This window comes from Bacillus sp. FJAT-27251, from assembly GCF_001273925.1.
Lineage (GTDB): Bacteria > Bacillota > Bacilli > Bacillales > Cytobacillaceae > Mesobacillus_B.
In genome coordinates this window covers 1,980,354-1,998,172 of the sequence record NZ_LIGG01000001.1, presented here as the reverse complement: position 1 = coordinate 1,998,172, position 17,819 = coordinate 1,980,354, and the positions used below count along the sequence as shown (strand labels likewise).

The window sequence follows — 17,819 nt, the reverse complement described above, 5'->3', positions numbered from 1 at the left end:
GAACTGGAAAAACGAACGGAAGAAGAAGCTTTCTTCCGTGCCGGGTGTCATTCTGCTGCAATTCCATTTAAGATCAAGTCGACAAACATGCCCGAAACTTCCCGTGAGGAGAGGCTGCCGGATGGGTTGAACCATTGATAGCTCCAGTTGGTTACACCAAGGATGCCTAGGGTAATAATCGCTGGATTCAAATTCCTCCTCAACTCTCCCTGTTCGATGCCTTCTTTGATCAGTTTCTCAATATTCAGCCTGAACTGGTCGCGCAATGGAATGATTTTCCCAAGATGTTCCTTATTCAGATTTTTCATTTCCCTAAAGAAAATCTTTGCGCTTGCACCCTGTTCATCTATATTGCCAATCAGCATATGGACTATGTCGGCAAGCTTGTCTTTGCAGCCTTGTTGGCCGCTGTCCATAATCCTTTGCTGATTTTCCACAAGGTCATAGATATATCTATAATGGATATCCATCAATAATTCTTCTTTGCTGGAAAAATAATAGTAGAATGTCCCCTTGGTCACCCCAAGGGAATCCACAATATCCTGGATGGAAGTCTCGCTGAAGCCATTCTTTTCAAACAGGCGAATGCTTTGCTGAGTAATTTTTTCCTTCACTTCACATAGCCTCACAATCTTCGGTTTCTGAGGAAATTATACCACAACAGCATTCGCCATTATGAATCAAAAAAATGACTTCCGAAAAACCTAAGCACTATTGGCTTTTCACTTCTTCCCTTAAAGCCCTGCGCAGGATTTTGCCAACTGCCGTTTTTGGAAGCTCACTTCTAAACTCGACCATGGCTGGGACACGGTAGGCAGCCATATTCTCTTTGCAGTATAGAATGATTTCCTCTTCAGTGGCTTCTTTTCCAGCCTTAAGCACAATAACCGCCTTCACGGTCTCCCCCCGATAAGGATCCGGCACTCCGATCACTACGGCTTCCTGAACGGAAGGATGCTCATAGAGAACCTCTTCCACATCCCTTGGATAGATATTATAGCCGCTTGCAATGATCAAATCCTTCTTCCTGTCCACAATGTAGAGATACCCATCTTCATCCATCCTGCCGATATCACCTGTGTACAGCCAGCCGTCCCGCAATGTCATTGCCGTTTCTTCCGGCATATTCCAGTAGCCCTTCATTACTTGTGGGCCTTTGATAATCACTTCTCCAAGCCCGCCCTCGGGAACCTCCGTCACTCCATCGCCTAGGTCGACAATTTTATAATCGGTAGAAGGGAGGCCAATCCCGACGCTTCCAGGTTTCCGTTCAGCAAAATGCGGATTGCAGTGAGTCGTTGGAGACGCTTCTGATAAACCATATCCTTCAAGAATTTTGGAGCCCGTTTTACCTTCAAACTCCTTAAGCAACTCAACAGGCATGGGCGCACTTCCGCTATTGCATGTTTTAATGCTGTCGATGCCATATTGCTCGGCGTTAGGGTGGTTGGTAATAGCCACATACATGGTAGGAACACCAGGGAAAATGGATGGCTGTTCCTGTTTAATTGTATTGAGGACCTCTTCAAGGTCGAATCTCGGCAGCATGATGGATTGGGAAGCCGTGAAGATGGATAGATTCATGCAGGAGGTCATTCCAAAGACATGGAAAAGCGGAATGACAGTCAGGAATTTTTCCTGTCCAATTTTCATTTCATCTTTGAAAAATTCATAGGACTGAACGACATTGGCGAAGATATTGCGGTGGGTCAGCATGGCCCCTTTGGAACGGCCTGTAGTTCCCCCAGTATATTGAAGAATGGCGACATCGTGTTCCGGCTCGATTTTGACTGGGGTGAAAGGTGCCGAAGCACTAGCTATGAAGCTTTCAAAAGTAAAATCCGAGCCAAAGCTTTGCCCGGAAGGCTGCAGGCTCACCGCTACGACCGTTTTGACTTTTGTTTTGCCCTGTACGTTCTTCAGCTTGGGATAAAGCGCATCAAAGACAATGATGGTCTCGGCCCCGGAATCGTTAAGAATATGGTCAATTTCCCGTTCAACAAGCATGGGGTTGATTTGTGTCACAATTCCCCCTGCAGAAAGAATCCCATAGTAGGCTATAACGTACTGAGGACAATTTGGGAGCATAATGGCAACCCTGTCCCCTTTCTGCACTCCGCCGTTTTGCAAGGCCGCAGCGAAAGCTGTAGCCGCACCCAAGAGTTCACGATAGGTCAACTTCCTCCCGAAGAAGGACAAGGCATGGTTGTCAGGATATCGGTCAGTTGTTTCACGCAGCATTTCAGGCAAGGACTTTCCCGGTATTTCAAGGTCCTTTGCAACCGTTCCGGGATAATGCGCAAGCCAGCTTTTTTTACTCATTCAGGTTTCCTCCCGCCTTCTAAGTGTCATGCTCGGATTGGACAAGGCAAAGCCGCCAATCAATATGTACGCGCTTACAATGATGCATTGCCAGCTCCGTCTTTAACTAACCAGTCAGTATGCGCCCACAATATAAGTATACTTGTTTCCCCAAAATTTTCAACTATAATTCTAAAAATTCTAAAAACTAAGAAACCGCCCCACCAGGGACGGTTTCCTCAGTCTAAAATTTCCTATTAATAGAAGCTGGCACCTACGATAATCAACAAGATGAACAATACAACGATCAGTACGAAAGTTGAACCTCCGTAATAACCGCCGCCGCCATAACCGTAGCCGCCGCCGCAACCGCAACCGAAGCCCATTCACATTCACCTCACTTTTTTATTTACCTCACAAGCAATATATGTAAGGTACGGATGAAGTGTATGGGCAAGCTCCTAAACTTGTCAAAGTTTTTGATGGCATGGCATCAGCCTTTTGACTTGAACAGCAAAGCACCTATAAAAGAAAAAACCACGGCAGCGGAAATACCTGAACTGGTGATTTCAAACATTCCGGTCAGCACACCGACAAGGCCGTGCTGGTCCGCTTCCTGGAGTGCCCCATTCACAAGGGAATTGCCAAAGCTCGTAATCGGGATGGTAGCACCTGCACCCGCAAAATCGATCAATGGCTCATATACGCCAAAGCCGCCTAATATGGCACCAATGACAACAAGCGTACTCATTGTGTGTCCTGGAGTCATTCTGCCTACATCAAACATTAACTGGCCGACCACACAAATTAATCCGCCTATTATAAAAGCCCAGAAGAACATGGCTAACAAATTGAATCCTCCTCTCTTTTCTTTCATTGGGATGAATATGGCTTTTAAGGATGAACCTCAATCGAAACAGCATGGGCAATACAAGGAATGCTTTCTTTTTGCTGGAAGCTTAATGGCGACAATAAAGCACCAGTAGCTACCACCAGGATTCGCCTATACTTTTCCTTTTTCATTCCATTCAGCAGATGACCGTACAATACGGTGGCCGAGCATCCGGCTCCGCTGCCGCCTGACTGGACTGGCTGGTCATCTTGATAAATCATTAGTCCGCAATCCTTGAAACTTTTCGTGTCCATCTTCAGTCCTTCTTTTTGAAGCAGCTCTACTGTTGCAGACTGCCCAATTTTCCCGAGATCACCTGTTACAATCAAGTCATAATAAGAGGGATCAACTTTCAAATCCTTAAAGTGGGCAACGATAGTATCCGCAGCTGCCGGTGCCATCGCACCACCCATATTGAATGGATCGGATAAACCCATATCGATTACTTTGCCGATTGTAGCGGACTTAGTCACCAGCTTTCCTTGCTTTTCCTGGCTGTCCGCCAGTACCGCTGCGCCTGCGCCTGTTACCGTCCATTGTGCGGTCGGCGGCTTTTGTCCCCCGTACTCTGTTGGATACCTAAACTGCTTTTCCACTGCAGCATTATGACTGGATGCACCAGTGACTACTTTATGTGCACCCCCATAGTTAATGATGAATGAAGCCAGTGCAAGCCCCTCCATTGAAGTGGAGCATGCACCAAATAAGCCGAAATAAGGGATTCCCAGGGTCCGGGCGGCAAAACTTGACGGTGTAATCTGATTGATCAGATCGCCTGCTAGCATGAATTGCATATCATGCCTCGTTAAGCCTGCTTTTTTCACAGCAGTACTAATGGCTTCTTCGAGCAGCAGTGTATGAGCCTTCTCATAGGAGTCCTGCCCCATCCACAAGTCATCGTGCAGGATGTCAAAGTCTTTTGCCACTTTGCCCTTTGCCTCAAACGGACCCCCCACAGCTGCGGATGCTTCAATGACAGGGGAATTATCAAAAACCCATGATTGTTTTCCTTTCAGCATATTGAAGAACCTCCTCCATCTCCAATTTCCTTTTCATTCCCCAGCATTACAGGACCCCCCACATGGTCAGCAAAGTTTTGATTAACGCCACGGCAAATGCTGAAAATACCCCAAATAATATGACCGATCCAGCCAGTTTGAACATATTTCCGCCAACTCCAAGCACAAAGCCTTCGGTTCGATGCTCAATCGCTGCGGAAATAACTGAATTTCCAAATCCCGTAATAGGCACAGCACTGCCTGCTCCGGCGAACTGTCCAATATGGTCATAAATGCCAAATCCTGTCAAAAGCATAGAAAAAAATATCATTGTTGCGACTGTGGGATTACCAGAAGTCTGTTCTGTAAAATGAAAGAAGTACATATAAAAGTAGGAAACTGCCTGTCCGATCAAACAGATGGTTCCTCCTACAAGGAAGGCTTTTAGGCAGTTTTTGAGCACCGGCCTCTTCAACTCATGCTTCTGTTCCAACTTTTTGTACTGTTCCTGTTCCGGGGTCATTTTTTTTCTTCCCATTTCCGCCGCTCCTTCCTTATGTAAGTTCTTTTTTAAATTGAATAATTTTTTGCAGCCGTTCTTCGCTATCCTTTTCTGAGTAATCCTTATCCTTCATTCGCTTTTTCAATTCAAGCACTTCAATGAAAATTTTAAAGTCACTTGAAACGATAAACGTTTCCTTGGGATATTCTTTTTCCAGCCTTTCCTTGATTTCCTTTTCAATCCTTTTCATATGGAACCGCTGCATATGCTTTACCTTATAAGCTACCAGGACCTCTCTTTTCCCCTTGATTACGGCAACGTCATAAATAGCTGGAACAGCCTGCACTTCCTTCTTGATATTTTCCGCCAATTCATGATCTTTACCGCTGTTTCTTTTAACCGCTGCTGGCTCAGGGTTTACGCTCTGAATCATTGAAACCCTGCTTTCCCTTGTTGTTTTTCCTTGATTGCAGCCAGTAATGGTAAAGCCGGCAACCAGGAGGGCAAATAATGCTAAAAGGATTTGAAATTGTCTCATATTTCTTCCCTTCCCATGTAGTTGACTTGAATTCTTCCTCTGAATATTTTCCACGATAAGAGAATGAATTATGACTGGCGAAACAGGAGAACCGTTTTCCAATTATTAGTAATGGCTGCAGGCCCTGGTTTTGTAGAGGATAATTTCAAATCGCTACCTTTGCAAAATGATGAAAGCTGCCTCTTTAGCGAGACAGCTTTTTCTTTGGAACATTTTTTTTCTTTTTTAAAGAGCCGCATCCGCAGCCTTTCTTCCGCCTCCTTGAAGCTTGCGGTTCATCTTTGCCATTGCGTTTGCTATCCATATTTATTGCCCCCCTTTAACGTTTCTATATACTATGCAAGGCAAGCAGGGTTTGCCTGTTTAATCTCCCAGCCGTTTCGTTATGAATACCTCAATGATGCTTCCCACTGCTGCAATAGCCAAACCTAAAATGACAGGAAGACCAAATGATGGAATAAAGGCGTAAACTGCAAGCAATATAGCACTGGCCCAGATTCCCGTGCACCAGTAGCAGCTTAACAGTTCGCCAATCCATCTCCTAATCCCCTTACTTTTGGGGACAAGATAGATTTCTCCGTCCTCAATCAATTCCTCAAAAAACGGTGAACGAAGCCATTCTGTAATCTTGTCGAACACAATCAGCCTTGTCAGACGGAACGAAGCCAGACCGAAGATTAGGATCATTTCCATCCCGAAACCAGAAAACATATCATCACTCCTTTGTTTTACATGCATAAATTAAAATGAAAAACAAAGTTGGGAGGGATATTTTTGAGTAATAAAAAAATGATTCATCGGCCGCTGTTATATATCGACCAGCCCCGGATCCAATTTCCATCCGTCATTATGCAGGAGGTCTATACGATTAAAACTGCTGCCAAAAATGATGAAATCCATCTTGGGGAAGAAGCCCCTCCTTCAGAATCGGAAGCTGGCGTACAGCCGGCTTTTAGTGAAGGAAATACAGGGAGTATACCGACGCAAAAGGTCATGGATAAGGAACTTGAAGAAGAAGGTACTATAAACCTTGAGGGTGATAAGCAGACACCTGAAAAGAGCGCTTCTCCGTTTGATACGAGACAGAGGCATAAATATTCTTTCCGCCGGACAAAAAACTTCAAAGACCTGGAAATCCAGGAAAAGCTTCTGTACCTGGAGAATTTCCCGGAGCAGTTATCCCCTGTCTCCTGCTTATACATCACCCCTGAAACCACTTATATCGGGATTTTGAAAAGCATTGGAGAAGTATCAATTGAAATTAAACTGCGCGATGGCTCTACAGTCATCCTTGCCAAGGACGAAATACAGGAAATACGCATGTTAGGATTCAATTGAGGTTCAATTTTAAAAAAATCCCCCTATAAAAAGACAAGGTCTGATTATAGGGGGGCATTCACTATGCACATGGCTTAGCAAATGTCGTCTAATTCGACGTCCTCTATGCACTGGACGGCACAGAAGCAGGAAAGGTCAACCGTGATGCAGTCATTTGTCGCCTCGAATTCATCAACCTTGCACACTGCATTTAAGTCAATGCAGCATTTATCTTTGAAGTCGCCAGTCAGGTCGACTGGGAACAATTTATTCCCCGGACCCTCCTTAAGCGGCCTAAGAACGCGTAACGTTGCACAGCAGTTATCAAAAACTTCCTCTACACGGAAGAATATCGAAACACAAGCATCCGGGCAGCCTTTGAAAAAAGCATGGAACGGGGAACCATCGGAGTTTTTCAGAACAAGCACGCGTGTGTTTGGTTGTTTTCTATGCTTTGAAGGGCTTATTGCACCTAGTGGCTCCAAAAAGCAATTCGATGGACATTCACAGTTTTCTGCTACACTTTCCTGGATATCTAATACCGCGCGGACAACTTCACACACACATCCGCCTTTTGCTGATCCGCCTTTACTTCCACAACCCATATTTTTTGCCTCCTTTTATCTAATTAGTTATTTACACTATAAGATATTTTGGAAAGGCTTTTTGGGTACTGGACAATAGCCCGTTTTCAGGCAAATTAGGCGGTAAATGGGCACTTTCCCCTCTGCCTATGCAGTCGATACTTGACTGGCTGGGGGGCAGATATGTAAAGGACACCAGACTGGATGAACTACAGCCTGGCATCTGCTTAGGGAAGCAATTAAACTTCTACGTCTACTTCTACTTCTACTTCCGTATCGTTTTTGTTGAACCCGGTGATGGCGCCGGCAATTAACTGCGGATTGCTCAGTACGTCAATAGTCGCTCCGTTCAGGATCGGGACAATAACAATGATCGGATCTGAATGGTCGCCTACTTTTACACTTATATCCCCTGCTTTGGATTCCACCTTTTTATTGGAGTAGTTTCCGGTGTTGAAAGCCATATTTTCACCCCCCTCTGAAGCATCTGATCTGCCGCAAGAGCTATTTGACACGTTTCCCCATCGTTTTGACAACATACTATTCACTCCTTTCCCATCTGATTTATTATATTGTTCATTCGACCAAGCTGTTTCCGCGCTTGTCCTCGGCTATACACACATTTCATAAAAAAAGGCGGAAGCGCCCTGGTCAGCCCTGAACAGCATAAGACGCTCCAGAAATAAAAAAAAGCCTGGCAAACTGCCAGGCGATGAAACATTAAACAATATGAAATCCTGAGTCCACATGGATATTTTCACCGGTAATCCCTCTTGACAGGTCACTGAACAAAAATACAGCCGTGTCGCCAACTTCCTCAGGAGTCGTATTTCTGCGCAGCGGAGCCTTTTCCTCAATTTCCCTCAGGATGGAATTGAAATCGCTGACTCCTTTAGCTGAGAGCGTACGGATGGGACCTGCTGAAATTGAATTGACTCGGATATTTTGCTTGCCCAGATCCTTGGCGAGATAACGGACGCTCGCATCAAGAGAGGCCTTCGCTACTCCCATGACATTGTAGTTTTCGATTGCCCGTTCGCCGCCAAGATACGTAAGAGTAACAATGCTGCCTCCATCAGGCATCAGATCTTTGGCTTCCTTAGCAACAGCCGTAAGCGAGTATGAGCTTATATTGTGTGCCAGCAAGAAGCCGTCACGAGTAACATTCAGGTAGTCCCCATTCAACTCTTCCTTATTGGCAAAAGCGATGCAATGGGCAACCCCCTGGATGGTCCCTGTCGCTTCCTTGATTTCCGCGAAGCACTTCGCAACATCTTCATCGCTAGTCACGTCGCAAGGAAGGACCAAATAATTTTCATCAAGTGATGAGGCAAGTTCACGTACACTGCTCTCTAGCCTTTCACCTGCATAGGTGAAAATCAGTTTAGCCCCTGCATCATGAAGAGACCGCGCAATCCCCCAGGCAATGCTTCTTTTATTGGCTACCCCCATTACCACAAATGTTTTACCGTTTAAAGAAAAAGCCATCTTAAAAATCCCCCTGTTTTATCACAAGTTATTAGTACCTAGTACTAATATTACACTAAATCTGGTGTTTTGAAAAGCGGAAGCACAAAAACCCGCCATGGCGGGTTTCCTGTACGATTAATAGAATCGTGATTTAAACTCAAGTTCAAGTTTTAGGTCTTCAACATACTCACCGGAGCCAGTCACAATAAGCCGGTCGTTAAGGTGGAGTTCAGTATCTCCATGCGGTACGATTGAATCGTTGCCCCTGAGTATGCGTACAAAGATAACATCTCCTGTAAAAGGGAATCTCCGCAGTGTCATGCCATCGTATTGGCCGTTCTGCATCCGGATTTCATGGAGTGATGATTCTTTATTCATCAGTATGCCAATGATGCCTGGAGATTCAATCAAAGCATGAAGCAATGTAGTAGAAGACATGAGCACAGAAAAGACTTCTATGCCTTGGCTTTTCAATTTGGTTGCAAGCTCGGGATTTTCAATCCTGGCAATGACACGTCCCGCACATTTCTCCATTGCCGCTCTGGCAATCAAGGCGTTCGTATCCTCATTTCCGGTTGAAATCACAACAATGTCCGCATTGTAAATAGATTCCCTTTCCAAAGTTTCAGGTGAATAATCATCAACTTCAAAAATCTCAAACACAGAGTGTGCAAGCTGATTTCCTTCTTTATCCTGCTTTGTATGATAAAGCACAGGTTCAAATAAAGAAGGGTTTAATTCCCTGGTAACAGACAAGGTCATTTGATTGGCTCCAATCATGGCGACGCGGAGCTTTTTATCCTCGGCCTTTACGCGCGGAAAAAGTTTCTTAAAGACAATCGGTGTCAGCACGCAGGAAATGACGGCGACCAATATGAGCGTTCCACTCAACTCAGGAGTGATGACCCCCATCCTCTCCCCGATTGTTGCAGCGGCAATGACAAGCGATAATGTCGATGTCAGCAGGAACCCTGATGCCAGAACCGTTTTTGTGTCATACCATTTTCTCAGCACATACACAGGAATCAGCTTTGAGATTAGCAAGGCAATCAACAGTAATGGGATCAGCAAAAGCAATTTAKGGTCGCTGAACAAGGACCAAATATCGAGGCCGACACCAATCATGACAAAGAAGATTGGGATTAAGAAGCCATAGCCAAATGAATCAAGTTTATGGATCAAATCCTGGTCAGGTGCCAGCAGGGATACCAGGACACCGGCAAGGAAAGCTCCCAGAATATTTTCTGCCCCTACGGTTTCCGAGATGGCGACAAGCACAATCAGCAGAGTAAAAACGGCCCGAGTACCAATCTGGGTCGTACCCGTTGCCAAAGCGGAAACAAATTGACGGCTCTTGAAGCCCCTGCCAATAAAGTACAATACAACTCCAGCACCAAACAGCAGCAGCAGCAGCCACGTATTTCCTCCCTCTGTATCATACATGGAAACAAACACAGCCAGGAGTATCATCGTGACAAGATCAGCAATAACGGCAACAAGCAAAATAATCTGGCCAATATTGGTCTTCATCAAATGCGCCTCTTTTAGAGTAGGCACCACCACACCGAGAGATATGGTCGAAATGATCAGAGTCATCAGAAAGGCATTATCGATAAAGCCTGCCAAAACAAATAGATAAGACAAGCCAAGCGAGACAAAGAAGATGCCAATAAAAATAATTGAAGAGATAAAGAATGCATTTGGCTTATTAGCAGATTTCGCCTCTTTTGTTTTCTTCATCGAAAAGGCACTAAAGTCAATTTCAAGCCCGCTTAAAAACATTAAAAATAAAAATCCCAATGTTGACAGTGTTTCAAGCCACATATCCTCTTGCACAATATTAAAGCCGCTTTTACCTATAATCAGCCCCATGATAATTTCCGCCACAACCACAGGGATAAAATTAAGCTTAAAGCGATGAAGAACAATCGGTGTTAAAAGAGCGATAATGATGACCACTAAAAGCGAAGTTATTGAAGCATGATGTTCCATCCTGTCCCTCCCTTAACCTGTAAGATAACTCATAAATGCAGTTGCGATTCCGAAATAAATCAGAATTGACAGGATGTCATTTATTGTGGTAATAAATGGCCCGGATGCCACAGCTGGGTCAATGTTCAGGCGATGCATGACCAGCGGTACAAGAGAGCCTGCCAATGTTGATACAATCAGCGTAATAAAAATCGAAATGCCAACTAGAACACCAAGGAAGAATTCACCCTTCCAAAAATAGACAATGAATGTAACGAGAACTCCACAGGTAATGCCGATAATAAACCCTGTACCTGCCTCCCTGGCAACAATCTTCCATCTATTTTCCTTTTCCAGGTCACCTGTCGCAATCCCCCGGACTGCAACCGCCAATGCCTGCGTTCCTGTGTTCCCGGCCATACCGGCAATAAGGGGAATAAATACAGCCAGAATTGCTACCTGGTCGAGAGTCTTTTCAAATCTTCCAATCAGGCTGGCTGTAAACATACCCAGAAACAATAGGATAATCAGCCATGGCAGACGCTTCCGCGCAGCTGTGACAGGGTTTTTGTCAACGCTGTCCATATCCGCGATCCCTGCAAGCTTGGAATAGTCATCGGATGCTTCTTCTTCCATGACATCGATGATATCATCAACCGTTATGACTCCCAAAAGATGATTCTGGAAGTCGACAACCGGGATCGCAACAAAATTATAATCCCGCATCATTCTTGCGACTTCTTCCTGATCCTCGCCAACAGAAACGGAAACAACACGATCGTACATGATTTCGGAAATCATGATGTCGTCATCGTTGACAATCAAGTCACGCAGCGAGAGAACGCCCACAAGACGCCTTTCATCATCAATGACATACACATAATAAATGGTTTCAGCACGGGGAGCCTCATTTTTCAGGATATGCATGGCTGAACGGACAGTCTGATTGGCCGCAATCGCTACATACTCCGTTGTCATGATGCTTCCTGCTGTATACTCCTCGTAATGGAGCAGGTCTTTGATCTCTTTCGCTGCGTCTGTGTCCATGATGGTCAGGTAACTGACGACCTGGTCCTTGTCGAGTTCATTAAGGACATCGACGGCATCATCTGCATACATGTTGGACAACATATCTGCGGCATAGGAAGGATTCATTTCGGCGAGCACATCTTTGTACTCGCTGTCTTCCGCCTCAAGATTTTCAAATAGCCCGGCCATTTCCTCCGGGGAGAGGTAATGGTAAACATTGCGCCTTCCCTTTTCATCAAGTTCCTTAAAGAAAGTAGCCTGATCATAGGGATGCATCTCGAGGAACTCTTCCCTGAACTTTTCAATATCCTCATTATGAAGTGCTCCCCTTAACCATTCTGTGTCTACGAATTTTTTTTGCCCTGCATCCTGACGTTGTTCAGCCATATCCACTCCCCCTTCTGAACCTTCCTTTAGCATCATGCTGCACTAATGGAATTGGACTGTCACAATTGTGGCCAGCCTCTTTTCTCATTTTTTGCATCGATGGATTACCTTATCCGAAAACAGCTTAACCCAAACAAAATCCTGCCTATGAAAGCAACTCTTCATCATGGAAGCTTGCTCTTTTGCAGGATATCCATCATATCATTAGGCAGCGGGGCTGAAAAGTGTAAATCTTCGCCACTAATTGGGTGGGAAAAGCGGAGTTCCCGGCAATGAAGAGCCTGCCTTTTTAGCATGTCGACACTTCCCCCATAAAGGTCATCGCCAAGAAGCGGATGCTGGATAAAGGACAGATGAACCCTGATTTGGTGCGTTCTCCCGGTTTTAAGCTTCAATTCGATATGGGCGAATTTTTCATATTGTCGGATCAGGCGATATTGTGTACAGGCATATTGGCCCTCCGGATGGACCTCTCTTTCAATAATACTGCTGCTCTTCCTTGCGATCGGCTGCTCGATGATCCCCTTCTCCCCCATAAAAGCCCCTGCTGCAAAAGCCTCGTAAATCCTTTTTACTCCATTCTCCTTCTGCTGCATGCTTAGCAGATGGTGCACATGCCGGTGTTTGGCCACTAATACGATTCCCGATGTGTCCCGGTCAAGCCTGGTCACAATATGAGTGGTAGCTTCCACTCCCTTTAGGCTGTAATAACCGATCAGCCCGTTTGCGAGACTTCCTGTTGGATGTTCACGGGACGGAATTGTATTCATGCCTGCCGGCTTATTGACCACAAGGATGTAATCATCTTCATAGATAATATGTAAGGGAAAGCTTTCTGCAGCCAGTCCAGCCGAAGGGTTTTCTTTTGGAAAGCAAACCCCGATATGGTCGCCCTTCCTGAGTAAATACCTTACCGTCACGTTCTCTCCATTGACAATAAGTGCCCCGCCTTTGAATTTAATATCCGTCAGGGCACTTTTTGATATTTGCTTCTCTTGCAGAAACTCACGCAGCAGCTTTCCTTCATCTGCTGCAGCCGCAATCCAGCTGAGTCTGAAATCCATGTTTTCACCTGCTGCCTGTTAATCAGAAATGAACGAATCATGCACCCTTTTCCAAAACGGAAACGGCCTAAACCTGGCAAAGCGCATTTTTTCATCCGCTACCCTGAACTGAATGGACTTTACGTCCTTGTGCAGCAGCGTCAAATGGTCCACCGTCACTTGAAAATCAGGCCTGTTTACCGGTTTGAGGATGCAGGTATGATGCGCGGGAAGCACAAGCGGCGAGCCGACTGTCCTAAAGACCCGGTTATTGATGGAGGCCATCTCCGCAACCTGGATAGCGGGTAGAGAGGGATGGAGAATGGCTCCGCCCAATGCCTTGTTGTAGGCGGTACTTCCGGAAGGAGTCGAAATGCACAATCCGTCTCCGCGAAACCGTTCAAAATGCTGTCCGCGTATTTCAACATCCATGACCAGAGTTCCCTCAACCGATTTCACTGTGCATTCATTGAGCGCCAGGTATCTGGTCTCCCTGCCGCCGTGCTGATAGCGGATGATGACTTCGAGCAGCGGATACTCCACGATTTGGTATGGCGTCTTCGCGATTGCAATAACGAGCTTTTCAATTTCTTCGGGCACCCAGTCCGCATAAAAACCCAAATGGCCGGTGTGGACACCAACAAACGCCGTCTTATCCAGCCGGCTGCTGTAACGATGAAAAGCATAAAGCAAGGTGCCATCTCCTCCTACAGAGATGCAGATATCCGGCTTGTCTTCATCGTATTCAAGTTCAAAGTCCTGGAGGTATGTCCTCATCTTGTGCATTAGAGTGTTGGACCGTGCATCTCCTTTGGATGTTATCGCAAACTTCATTGTTCCTACACCTCGCTCTTGACCTTTTTTATCAGTTTCCTTTTTCTTTCTGCTGTTCTTTTTTACGCGAAAAAAAGGCCTGCGCTTCCTGGATTTCGCCCCGGATTTTGGACATCTCCTCATCCAGCCTGAAGGCCGCCTCAGCCGCCCGCTGGAGGCGGAGCCGGATATCTTCAGGAAATTGGCCCTTATATTTATAATTCAGCGAATGCTCGATTGTGGCCCAAAAATTCATTGCAAGGGTCCTGATTTGAATTTCGGCCAAAATGATCTTTTCGCCATGAATGGTTTGGACAGGATATTTAATAACGACATGGTAGGATCGGTAGCCACTTGCCTTCTTATGGGAGATATAATCCCGTTCCTCCACAATCTCAAAATCATTTCTTCTTCTGAGCAGCTCGACAATCGGCTTGATATCATCGACAAACTGGCACATCATTCTCAGGCCGGCAATATCCTGCATTTCCGTTTCCAGCTTGTCGAGGGTAATGCCTTTTTGATTTGCCTTATCCAGGATACTCGCAATAGGCTTTACCCTTCCGGTCACAAACTCAATCGGGGAATGATCCGAATTTTGCTCATACTGGCTGCGCATCCCTCTTAACTTAACCTTCAGCTCTTCTACTGCCTGCTTATATGGTTCTAAAAAACGTTCCCAATCCTTCAATAGCAAATCACCCCATCACGCCGGTATAGTACAATTAAAAGGTTGAAATGCGGTCACTTAAAAGACAGCCTCTACCCTGTCAACCATTTTCTCCCCGTAATTGCTATTGCCTTTAATATTCTCCACTACATAATCCATTTCTTCCTTGAAACCTTGCAGATGAAGTCTGTATTCCCCATGGACGGCATAGGCCTCAAAATTTGCATCCAATGCTGTTTTAACTGAGGTCCATACAGAATCTGGTATTGTAATATATGTATAATCTCCATCCTGCTCAGCCAGGTAAATAAATGACAACTGGTCCGAGTCAACCAGTATTTGTCCGACAGGCTTCATTTCTCCAATTGCAACTGGTTCCGCTGCATACAGCAGCAGTTCCTCGTTCTTTATTTCCGCCAGATCAATCAATACTCTTTTTTTCATAAATCTTCCACCCTCCAATAATCCATTTTATTTTATCATATAGGCACTGGTTTTTCCTACAGATTGAAGCTTTTGAAAAATAACGGAATAATAGAGATAAAAAACCTGAAAGGATGTCCATTATGAGTGAACATATTGAGATTGAGTTTAAGAACCTTTTAACAGAAGAAGAGTTCGAAAGGCTAAAGGCTTTCCTCAACTTTGCCGGGGAGGATTTTAAAAAACAGGTTAACCATTATTTTGATACAAGCCAGTTTACTTTGAAGGACCAGGGATGCGCCTTGAGAATAAGGGAAAAAACTGGCCATTTCGAAATCACGCTCAAACAGCCGGCAACAGTAGGGCTGCTGGAAACAAACCAGGAGATCTCCCCGCATGACGCACAAAATATGCTGGCCGGGGGGGAATTGCCTGAAGGACCTGTACGGACAGCTCTTTCAAATCTCGTTGCCCAGGGCAATCCTGTTGCCTATTTTGGATCCCTTACGACGGAACGTGCTGAAAAGGAATACGGCGGGGGACTTGTGGTTTTGGATCACAGTACCTACCTGGGCACCCATGATTATGAACTTGAATATGAAGTGGAAGATGAAGAGAGCGGCCGGGAATCTTTTCATGCTCTGCTGTCCGGCCTGAATATCCCTGTACGAAAGACCGATAATAAGATTATGAGGTTTTACAGGCAAAAACAGCGGAACTCCTAATACGGCCGTTAGGCCAGAGGCAAAACGTAAGCAGGAAGGAGCTTGGAAGGAAAGTCTAAGCTGTTTGTTTGAGATATAATTTTACCATTGTTAAAATATAGATTAAATCCATTAAAAAGGAGTTATACAAATGGTCGAGAATAAGTCCGTACCGTTCGAAGCCATCGGCGAAGGAATGCTGCATCAGCTAGTAGACGCCTTTTACAACCGTGTATCCCAGCATCCTGATCTTGCTCCTATATTTCCTGATGACCTTACGGAGACTGCACGTAAGCAAAAACAATTCTTAACCCAATTTTTGGGCGGACCGCCTTTATATACACAAGAACATGGACATCCTATGCTAAGGGCCAGACATCTTCCATTCGAAGTCACCCCAAAGCGGGCACAGGCCTGGCTCTCCTGCATGAAAGAAGCCATGGATGAAACAGGGCTTGACGGACCTGTACGGAATGAATTTTATGCCCGCCTGACCTTTACTGCCCAGCATATGGTCAACACGCCTGATGACGGGGAACAGGGTGAGAGCTGGTGATCTGGAAACGCGATGAATTGTTAAATCCCGCACTCTTACGGACCAGCAATGCATACGAGAAAAGACCGCTTGAAATTTATTCATTTGTCGATCCACTCTGCCCTGAATGCTGGGCCCTTGAGCCTATCATGAAAAAGCTGCAAATCGAATATGGCAAGTATTTTTCCTTGCGGCACGTGCTGAGCGGCCGGCTGGCAACCCTGAACCTGGGCAGGAAAAGACACTATGAAACAATGGCCGAGCTATGGGAAAAAACTGCAAGCCGAACTGGAATGTCCTGCGATGGCAGCTTATGGCTGGAAAATCCGGTTTCTTCTCCACACCTGGTGTCAATAGCCGTTAAGTCAGCTGAACTGCAGGGAAAGAAGAAGGGAATCCAGTTTCTTCGAAAACTGCAGGAAGTGCTGTTTTTGGAAAAGCAGAACATATCCAATTTTGATGTCTTGAAAGCATGTGCCAAAAATGTGGGGCTTGATATCGAAGAGTTCGTCACCGATATCCATTCGGACAGTGCTTCCAAAGCTTTTCAATGTGATTTGAAGATTACCGCAGAGATGGATGTCCAGGAAATCCCTGCTCTTGTTTTCTTCAATGAAAATGTGGAAGAGGAAGGGATCAAGGTGACCGGGTTTTATCCGTACGAAGTATACGTCCAAATCCTTGAAGAAATGCTCCCCCAGAAGCCCGAACCGTCCCCGCCTCCCCCGTTGGAGGATTTTCTGCAAACCTATAAGACCGTTGCAACCAAAGAAGTGGCGGTCGTATACGATATGACGCAGAATCAGGCGGAGAAAGAGTTGAAAAAACTGTTGCTAAAACAAAAAGTCGAGCAGCTGCCAGCCAAGCATGGAATGTTTTGGCGGCATATTGGAAAATAAGAAAAGGCGAAAGCGCCTTTGGCAGACCCTACTAGATAAGACGCTCCGGAAAAGAAGGCGTTCTTTGCCTTCAATTCCGGGGTGGCTTATGACTCGAGGGTCTGGGCGCTGGAGCTGGACAATCGAAAGCGTATGCGCCTTGAGCAGACCCGACAAGCATAAATATGTAAATTTTAACTTCCTTTTATTATGAAAAGACCCTGCAGTAAACGGACTGCAGGGTCTTTTCTCTATAAATACGAACAAAGGGGATGGGAGAAATTTTTCACGGTCAAACAAAGGGGTAATGTTTGCTTGTGATCAACTTCACGATATAAATATATCATGGGCATAAGAGGGTTACAAGGTGTTTGTATATCATTTCACAAGATTGTCATATTCTATTCATGGAGCGCAATTTCCTTACATAATTATTAATGAGCGTTTGTTTGAACTTCCGGAGGAGTGGTGTCGATGAAGCCGTCCTATGTCCTTATGATTGTATCCATTCTTTTCTCCTTTGGCCTCCATGTACTGGGCCTGATGCACCTGGTTCCCCTGTGGATCAGCGGCCCGATTCTTTTCCTGTCCCTCCTCGTGTTTATTATTTGCCTGAACGACCGGAAAAGGTTTAAGGGACTTTGAAAGTACAAGCGCCTTCGGAACAATCTAAAACACGATTGTTCCTTCGGGGCCTCTTCATGGAGGATTTGAGGTGCTGACAATGACTCTCAGTGAGCTTTTTTGACTGGCTGCAGTGCTTT

Annotated in this window: 22 protein-coding genes; 5 read left to right on the top strand and 17 right to left on the bottom strand. The window is 45.4% G+C overall.

The annotated features are described in order from the left end of the window. Nucleotides 1-47 precede the first annotated feature (47 nt). From ADU22_RS09395 to ADU22_RS09365, 8 genes are all read right to left on the bottom strand, one after another. Nucleotides 48-614: a TetR/AcrR family transcriptional regulator gene (locus tag ADU22_RS09395; RefSeq protein WP_053361918.1), complete on the bottom strand. Its 567-nt coding sequence runs from the start codon at nt 612-614 to the stop codon at nt 48-50. 97 nt (nt 615-711) lie between these two features. Next, complete coding sequence (locus ADU22_RS09390; protein WP_053361917.1) at nt 712-2,322, bottom strand: long-chain-fatty-acid--CoA ligase; 1,611 nt, start codon at nt 2,320-2,322, stop codon at nt 712-714. A 236-nt stretch (nt 2,323-2,558) separates the two neighbouring features. Then, the gene (locus tag ADU22_RS23940) at nt 2,559-2,687 is read right to left on the bottom strand and encodes a YjcZ family sporulation protein (protein ID WP_069187968.1); all 129 of its coding nucleotides are present in this window, start codon (nt 2,685-2,687) and stop codon (nt 2,559-2,561) included. Nucleotides 2,688-2,794: 107 nt separating this feature from the next. Beyond that, on the bottom strand, nt 2,795-3,151 hold the full coding sequence (gene spoVAE, locus ADU22_RS09385; RefSeq protein ID WP_053361916.1) for a stage V sporulation protein AE: 357 nt from the start codon (nt 3,149-3,151) through the stop codon (nt 2,795-2,797). 44 nt (nt 3,152-3,195) lie between these two features. After that, nucleotides 3,196-4,212 (bottom strand): stage V sporulation protein AD, encoded by a 1,017-nt coding sequence (gene spoVAD / locus ADU22_RS09380; protein WP_053361915.1) that lies wholly within the window; start codon nt 4,210-4,212, stop codon nt 3,196-3,198. Between the two features lie 46 nt (nt 4,213-4,258). Next, nucleotides 4,259-4,729 (bottom strand): stage V sporulation protein AC, encoded by a 471-nt coding sequence (gene spoVAC, locus ADU22_RS09375; protein WP_053361914.1) that lies wholly within the window; start codon nt 4,727-4,729, stop codon nt 4,259-4,261. Between the two features lie 16 nt (nt 4,730-4,745). Further along, nucleotides 4,746-5,231 (bottom strand): YhcN/YlaJ family sporulation lipoprotein, encoded by a 486-nt coding sequence (locus ADU22_RS09370; protein WP_053361913.1) that lies wholly within the window; start codon nt 5,229-5,231, stop codon nt 4,746-4,748. Nucleotides 5,232-5,594: 363 nt separating this feature from the next. Continuing rightward, a complete protein-coding gene (locus ADU22_RS09365; RefSeq protein ID WP_053361912.1) occupies nt 5,595-5,942 on the bottom strand; it encodes a DUF1360 domain-containing protein in 348 nt (115 codons plus the stop codon). 63 nt (nt 5,943-6,005) lie between these two features. On the opposite strand from ADU22_RS09365, the gene ADU22_RS09360 reads away from it, so the two are divergent. After that, nucleotides 6,006-6,569, top strand: a complete 564-nt coding sequence (locus tag ADU22_RS09360; protein ID WP_053361911.1) for a CotO family spore coat protein — start codon at nt 6,006-6,008, stop codon at nt 6,567-6,569. A 74-nt stretch (nt 6,570-6,643) separates the two neighbouring features. On the opposite strand, the gene ADU22_RS09355 is transcribed toward ADU22_RS09360, so the two are convergent. The 9 genes from ADU22_RS09355 to ADU22_RS09315 form a co-directional block, all read right to left on the bottom strand. Next, the gene (locus ADU22_RS09355; RefSeq protein WP_053361910.1) at nt 6,644-7,153 is read right to left on the bottom strand and encodes a CotY/CotZ family spore coat protein; all 510 of its coding nucleotides are present in this window, start codon (nt 7,151-7,153) and stop codon (nt 6,644-6,646) included. A gap of 218 nt (nt 7,154-7,371) precedes the next feature. Then, nucleotides 7,372-7,596, bottom strand: a complete 225-nt coding sequence (locus ADU22_RS09350; RefSeq protein WP_053361909.1) for a hypothetical protein — start codon at nt 7,594-7,596, stop codon at nt 7,372-7,374. A 256-nt stretch (nt 7,597-7,852) separates the two neighbouring features. After that, nucleotides 7,853-8,620: an enoyl-ACP reductase FabI gene (gene fabI, locus ADU22_RS09345; RefSeq protein ID WP_053361908.1), complete on the bottom strand. Its 768-nt coding sequence runs from the start codon at nt 8,618-8,620 to the stop codon at nt 7,853-7,855. 117 nt (nt 8,621-8,737) lie between these two features. After that, on the bottom strand, nt 8,738-10,594 hold the full coding sequence (locus ADU22_RS09340; RefSeq protein WP_053361907.1) for a monovalent cation:proton antiporter family protein: 1,857 nt from the start codon (nt 10,592-10,594) through the stop codon (nt 8,738-8,740). 12 nt (nt 10,595-10,606) lie between these two features. Then, the gene (mgtE, locus tag ADU22_RS09335) at nt 10,607-11,989 is read right to left on the bottom strand and encodes a magnesium transporter (RefSeq protein ID WP_053361906.1); all 1,383 of its coding nucleotides are present in this window, start codon (nt 11,987-11,989) and stop codon (nt 10,607-10,609) included. 164 nt (nt 11,990-12,153) lie between these two features. Beyond that, nucleotides 12,154-13,053: an RluA family pseudouridine synthase gene (locus ADU22_RS09330; RefSeq protein ID WP_053361905.1), complete on the bottom strand. Its 900-nt coding sequence runs from the start codon at nt 13,051-13,053 to the stop codon at nt 12,154-12,156. An 18-nt stretch (nt 13,054-13,071) separates the two neighbouring features. Then, nucleotides 13,072-13,866 carry an NAD kinase gene (locus ADU22_RS09325; RefSeq protein WP_046524864.1) on the bottom strand — a complete coding sequence of 265 codons (795 nt, stop codon included), beginning with the start codon at nt 13,864-13,866 and terminating at the stop codon, nt 13,072-13,074. 31 nt (nt 13,867-13,897) lie between these two features. Further along, entirely contained in the window at nt 13,898-14,536 is a 639-nt protein-coding gene (gene yjbM / locus ADU22_RS09320) for a GTP diphosphokinase (RefSeq protein ID WP_046524863.1), read from the bottom strand. Between the two features lie 57 nt (nt 14,537-14,593). Beyond that, nucleotides 14,594-14,959: a UPF0738 family protein gene (locus tag ADU22_RS09315; protein WP_053361904.1), complete on the bottom strand. Its 366-nt coding sequence runs from the start codon at nt 14,957-14,959 to the stop codon at nt 14,594-14,596. Nucleotides 14,960-15,081: 122 nt separating this feature from the next. Here ADU22_RS09315 and ADU22_RS09310 point away from each other — a divergent pair, with 122 nt between their 5' ends. The 4 genes from ADU22_RS09310 to ADU22_RS24940 all read left to right on the top strand — a co-directional run bounded on the left by ADU22_RS09310 (nt 15,082) and on the right by ADU22_RS24940 (nt 17,700). Then, nucleotides 15,082-15,663, top strand: a complete 582-nt coding sequence (locus ADU22_RS09310; protein ID WP_053361903.1) for a CYTH domain-containing protein — start codon at nt 15,082-15,084, stop codon at nt 15,661-15,663. A gap of 130 nt (nt 15,664-15,793) precedes the next feature. Beyond that, nucleotides 15,794-16,198: a globin domain-containing protein gene (locus ADU22_RS09305; RefSeq protein WP_053361902.1), complete on the top strand. Its 405-nt coding sequence runs from the start codon at nt 15,794-15,796 to the stop codon at nt 16,196-16,198. Then, complete coding sequence (locus tag ADU22_RS09300; RefSeq protein WP_082252999.1) at nt 16,198-17,076, top strand: ClpXP adapter SpxH family protein; 879 nt, start codon at nt 16,198-16,200, stop codon at nt 17,074-17,076. The genes ADU22_RS09305 and ADU22_RS09300 overlap by 1 nt, the downstream gene beginning before the upstream one ends. 453 nt (nt 17,077-17,529) lie before the next feature. Further along, nucleotides 17,530-17,700: a hypothetical protein gene (locus ADU22_RS24940; protein WP_197280040.1), complete on the top strand. Its 171-nt coding sequence runs from the start codon at nt 17,530-17,532 to the stop codon at nt 17,698-17,700. The last annotated feature ends 119 nt before the right edge of the window (nt 17,701-17,819 follow it).

Bases quoted from the DNA above. Each gene is read 5' to 3' on its own strand.
- ADU22_RS09330 (WP_053361905.1), bottom strand. From the start codon at position 13,053: ATGGATTTCAGACTCAGCTGGATTGCGGCTGCAGCAGATGAAGGAAAG.
- spoVAC (WP_053361914.1), bottom strand. From the start codon at position 4,729: ATGGGAAGAAAAAAAATGACCCCGGAACAGGAACAGTACAAAAAGTTG.
- ADU22_RS09390 (WP_053361917.1), bottom strand. From the start codon at position 2,322: ATGAGTAAAAAAAGCTGGCTTGCGCATTATCCCGGAACGGTTGCAAAG.
- ADU22_RS09355 (WP_053361910.1), bottom strand. From the start codon at position 7,153: ATGGGTTGTGGAAGTAAAGGCGGATCAGCAAAAGGCGGATGTGTGTGT.
- ADU22_RS09350 (WP_053361909.1), bottom strand. From the start codon at position 7,596: ATGGCTTTCAACACCGGAAACTACTCCAATAAAAAGGTGGAATCCAAA.
- fabI (WP_053361908.1), bottom strand. From the start codon at position 8,620: ATGGCTTTTTCTTTAAACGGTAAAACATTTGTGGTAATGGGGGTAGCC.
- ADU22_RS23940 (WP_069187968.1), bottom strand. From the start codon at position 2,687: ATGGGCTTCGGTTGCGGTTGCGGCGGCGGCTACGGTTATGGCGGCGGC.
- ADU22_RS09315 (WP_053361904.1), bottom strand. From the start codon at position 14,959: ATGAAAAAAAGAGTATTGATTGATCTGGCGGAAATAAAGAACGAGGAA.
- ADU22_RS24940 (WP_197280040.1), top strand. From the start codon at position 17,530: ATGAAGCCGTCCTATGTCCTTATGATTGTATCCATTCTTTTCTCCTTT.
- mgtE (WP_053361906.1), bottom strand. From the start codon at position 11,989: ATGGCTGAACAACGTCAGGATGCAGGGCAAAAAAAATTCGTAGACACA.
- ADU22_RS09325 (WP_046524864.1), bottom strand. From the start codon at position 13,866: ATGAAGTTTGCGATAACATCCAAAGGAGATGCACGGTCCAACACTCTA.
- ADU22_RS09365 (WP_053361912.1), bottom strand. From the start codon at position 5,942: ATGTTTTCTGGTTTCGGGATGGAAATGATCCTAATCTTCGGTCTGGCT.
- ADU22_RS09305 (WP_053361902.1), top strand. From the start codon at position 15,794: ATGGTCGAGAATAAGTCCGTACCGTTCGAAGCCATCGGCGAAGGAATG.
- ADU22_RS09370 (WP_053361913.1), bottom strand. From the start codon at position 5,231: ATGAGACAATTTCAAATCCTTTTAGCATTATTTGCCCTCCTGGTTGCC.
- ADU22_RS09310 (WP_053361903.1), top strand. From the start codon at position 15,082: ATGAGTGAACATATTGAGATTGAGTTTAAGAACCTTTTAACAGAAGAA.
- spoVAD (WP_053361915.1), bottom strand. From the start codon at position 4,212: ATGCTGAAAGGAAAACAATCATGGGTTTTTGATAATTCCCCTGTCATT.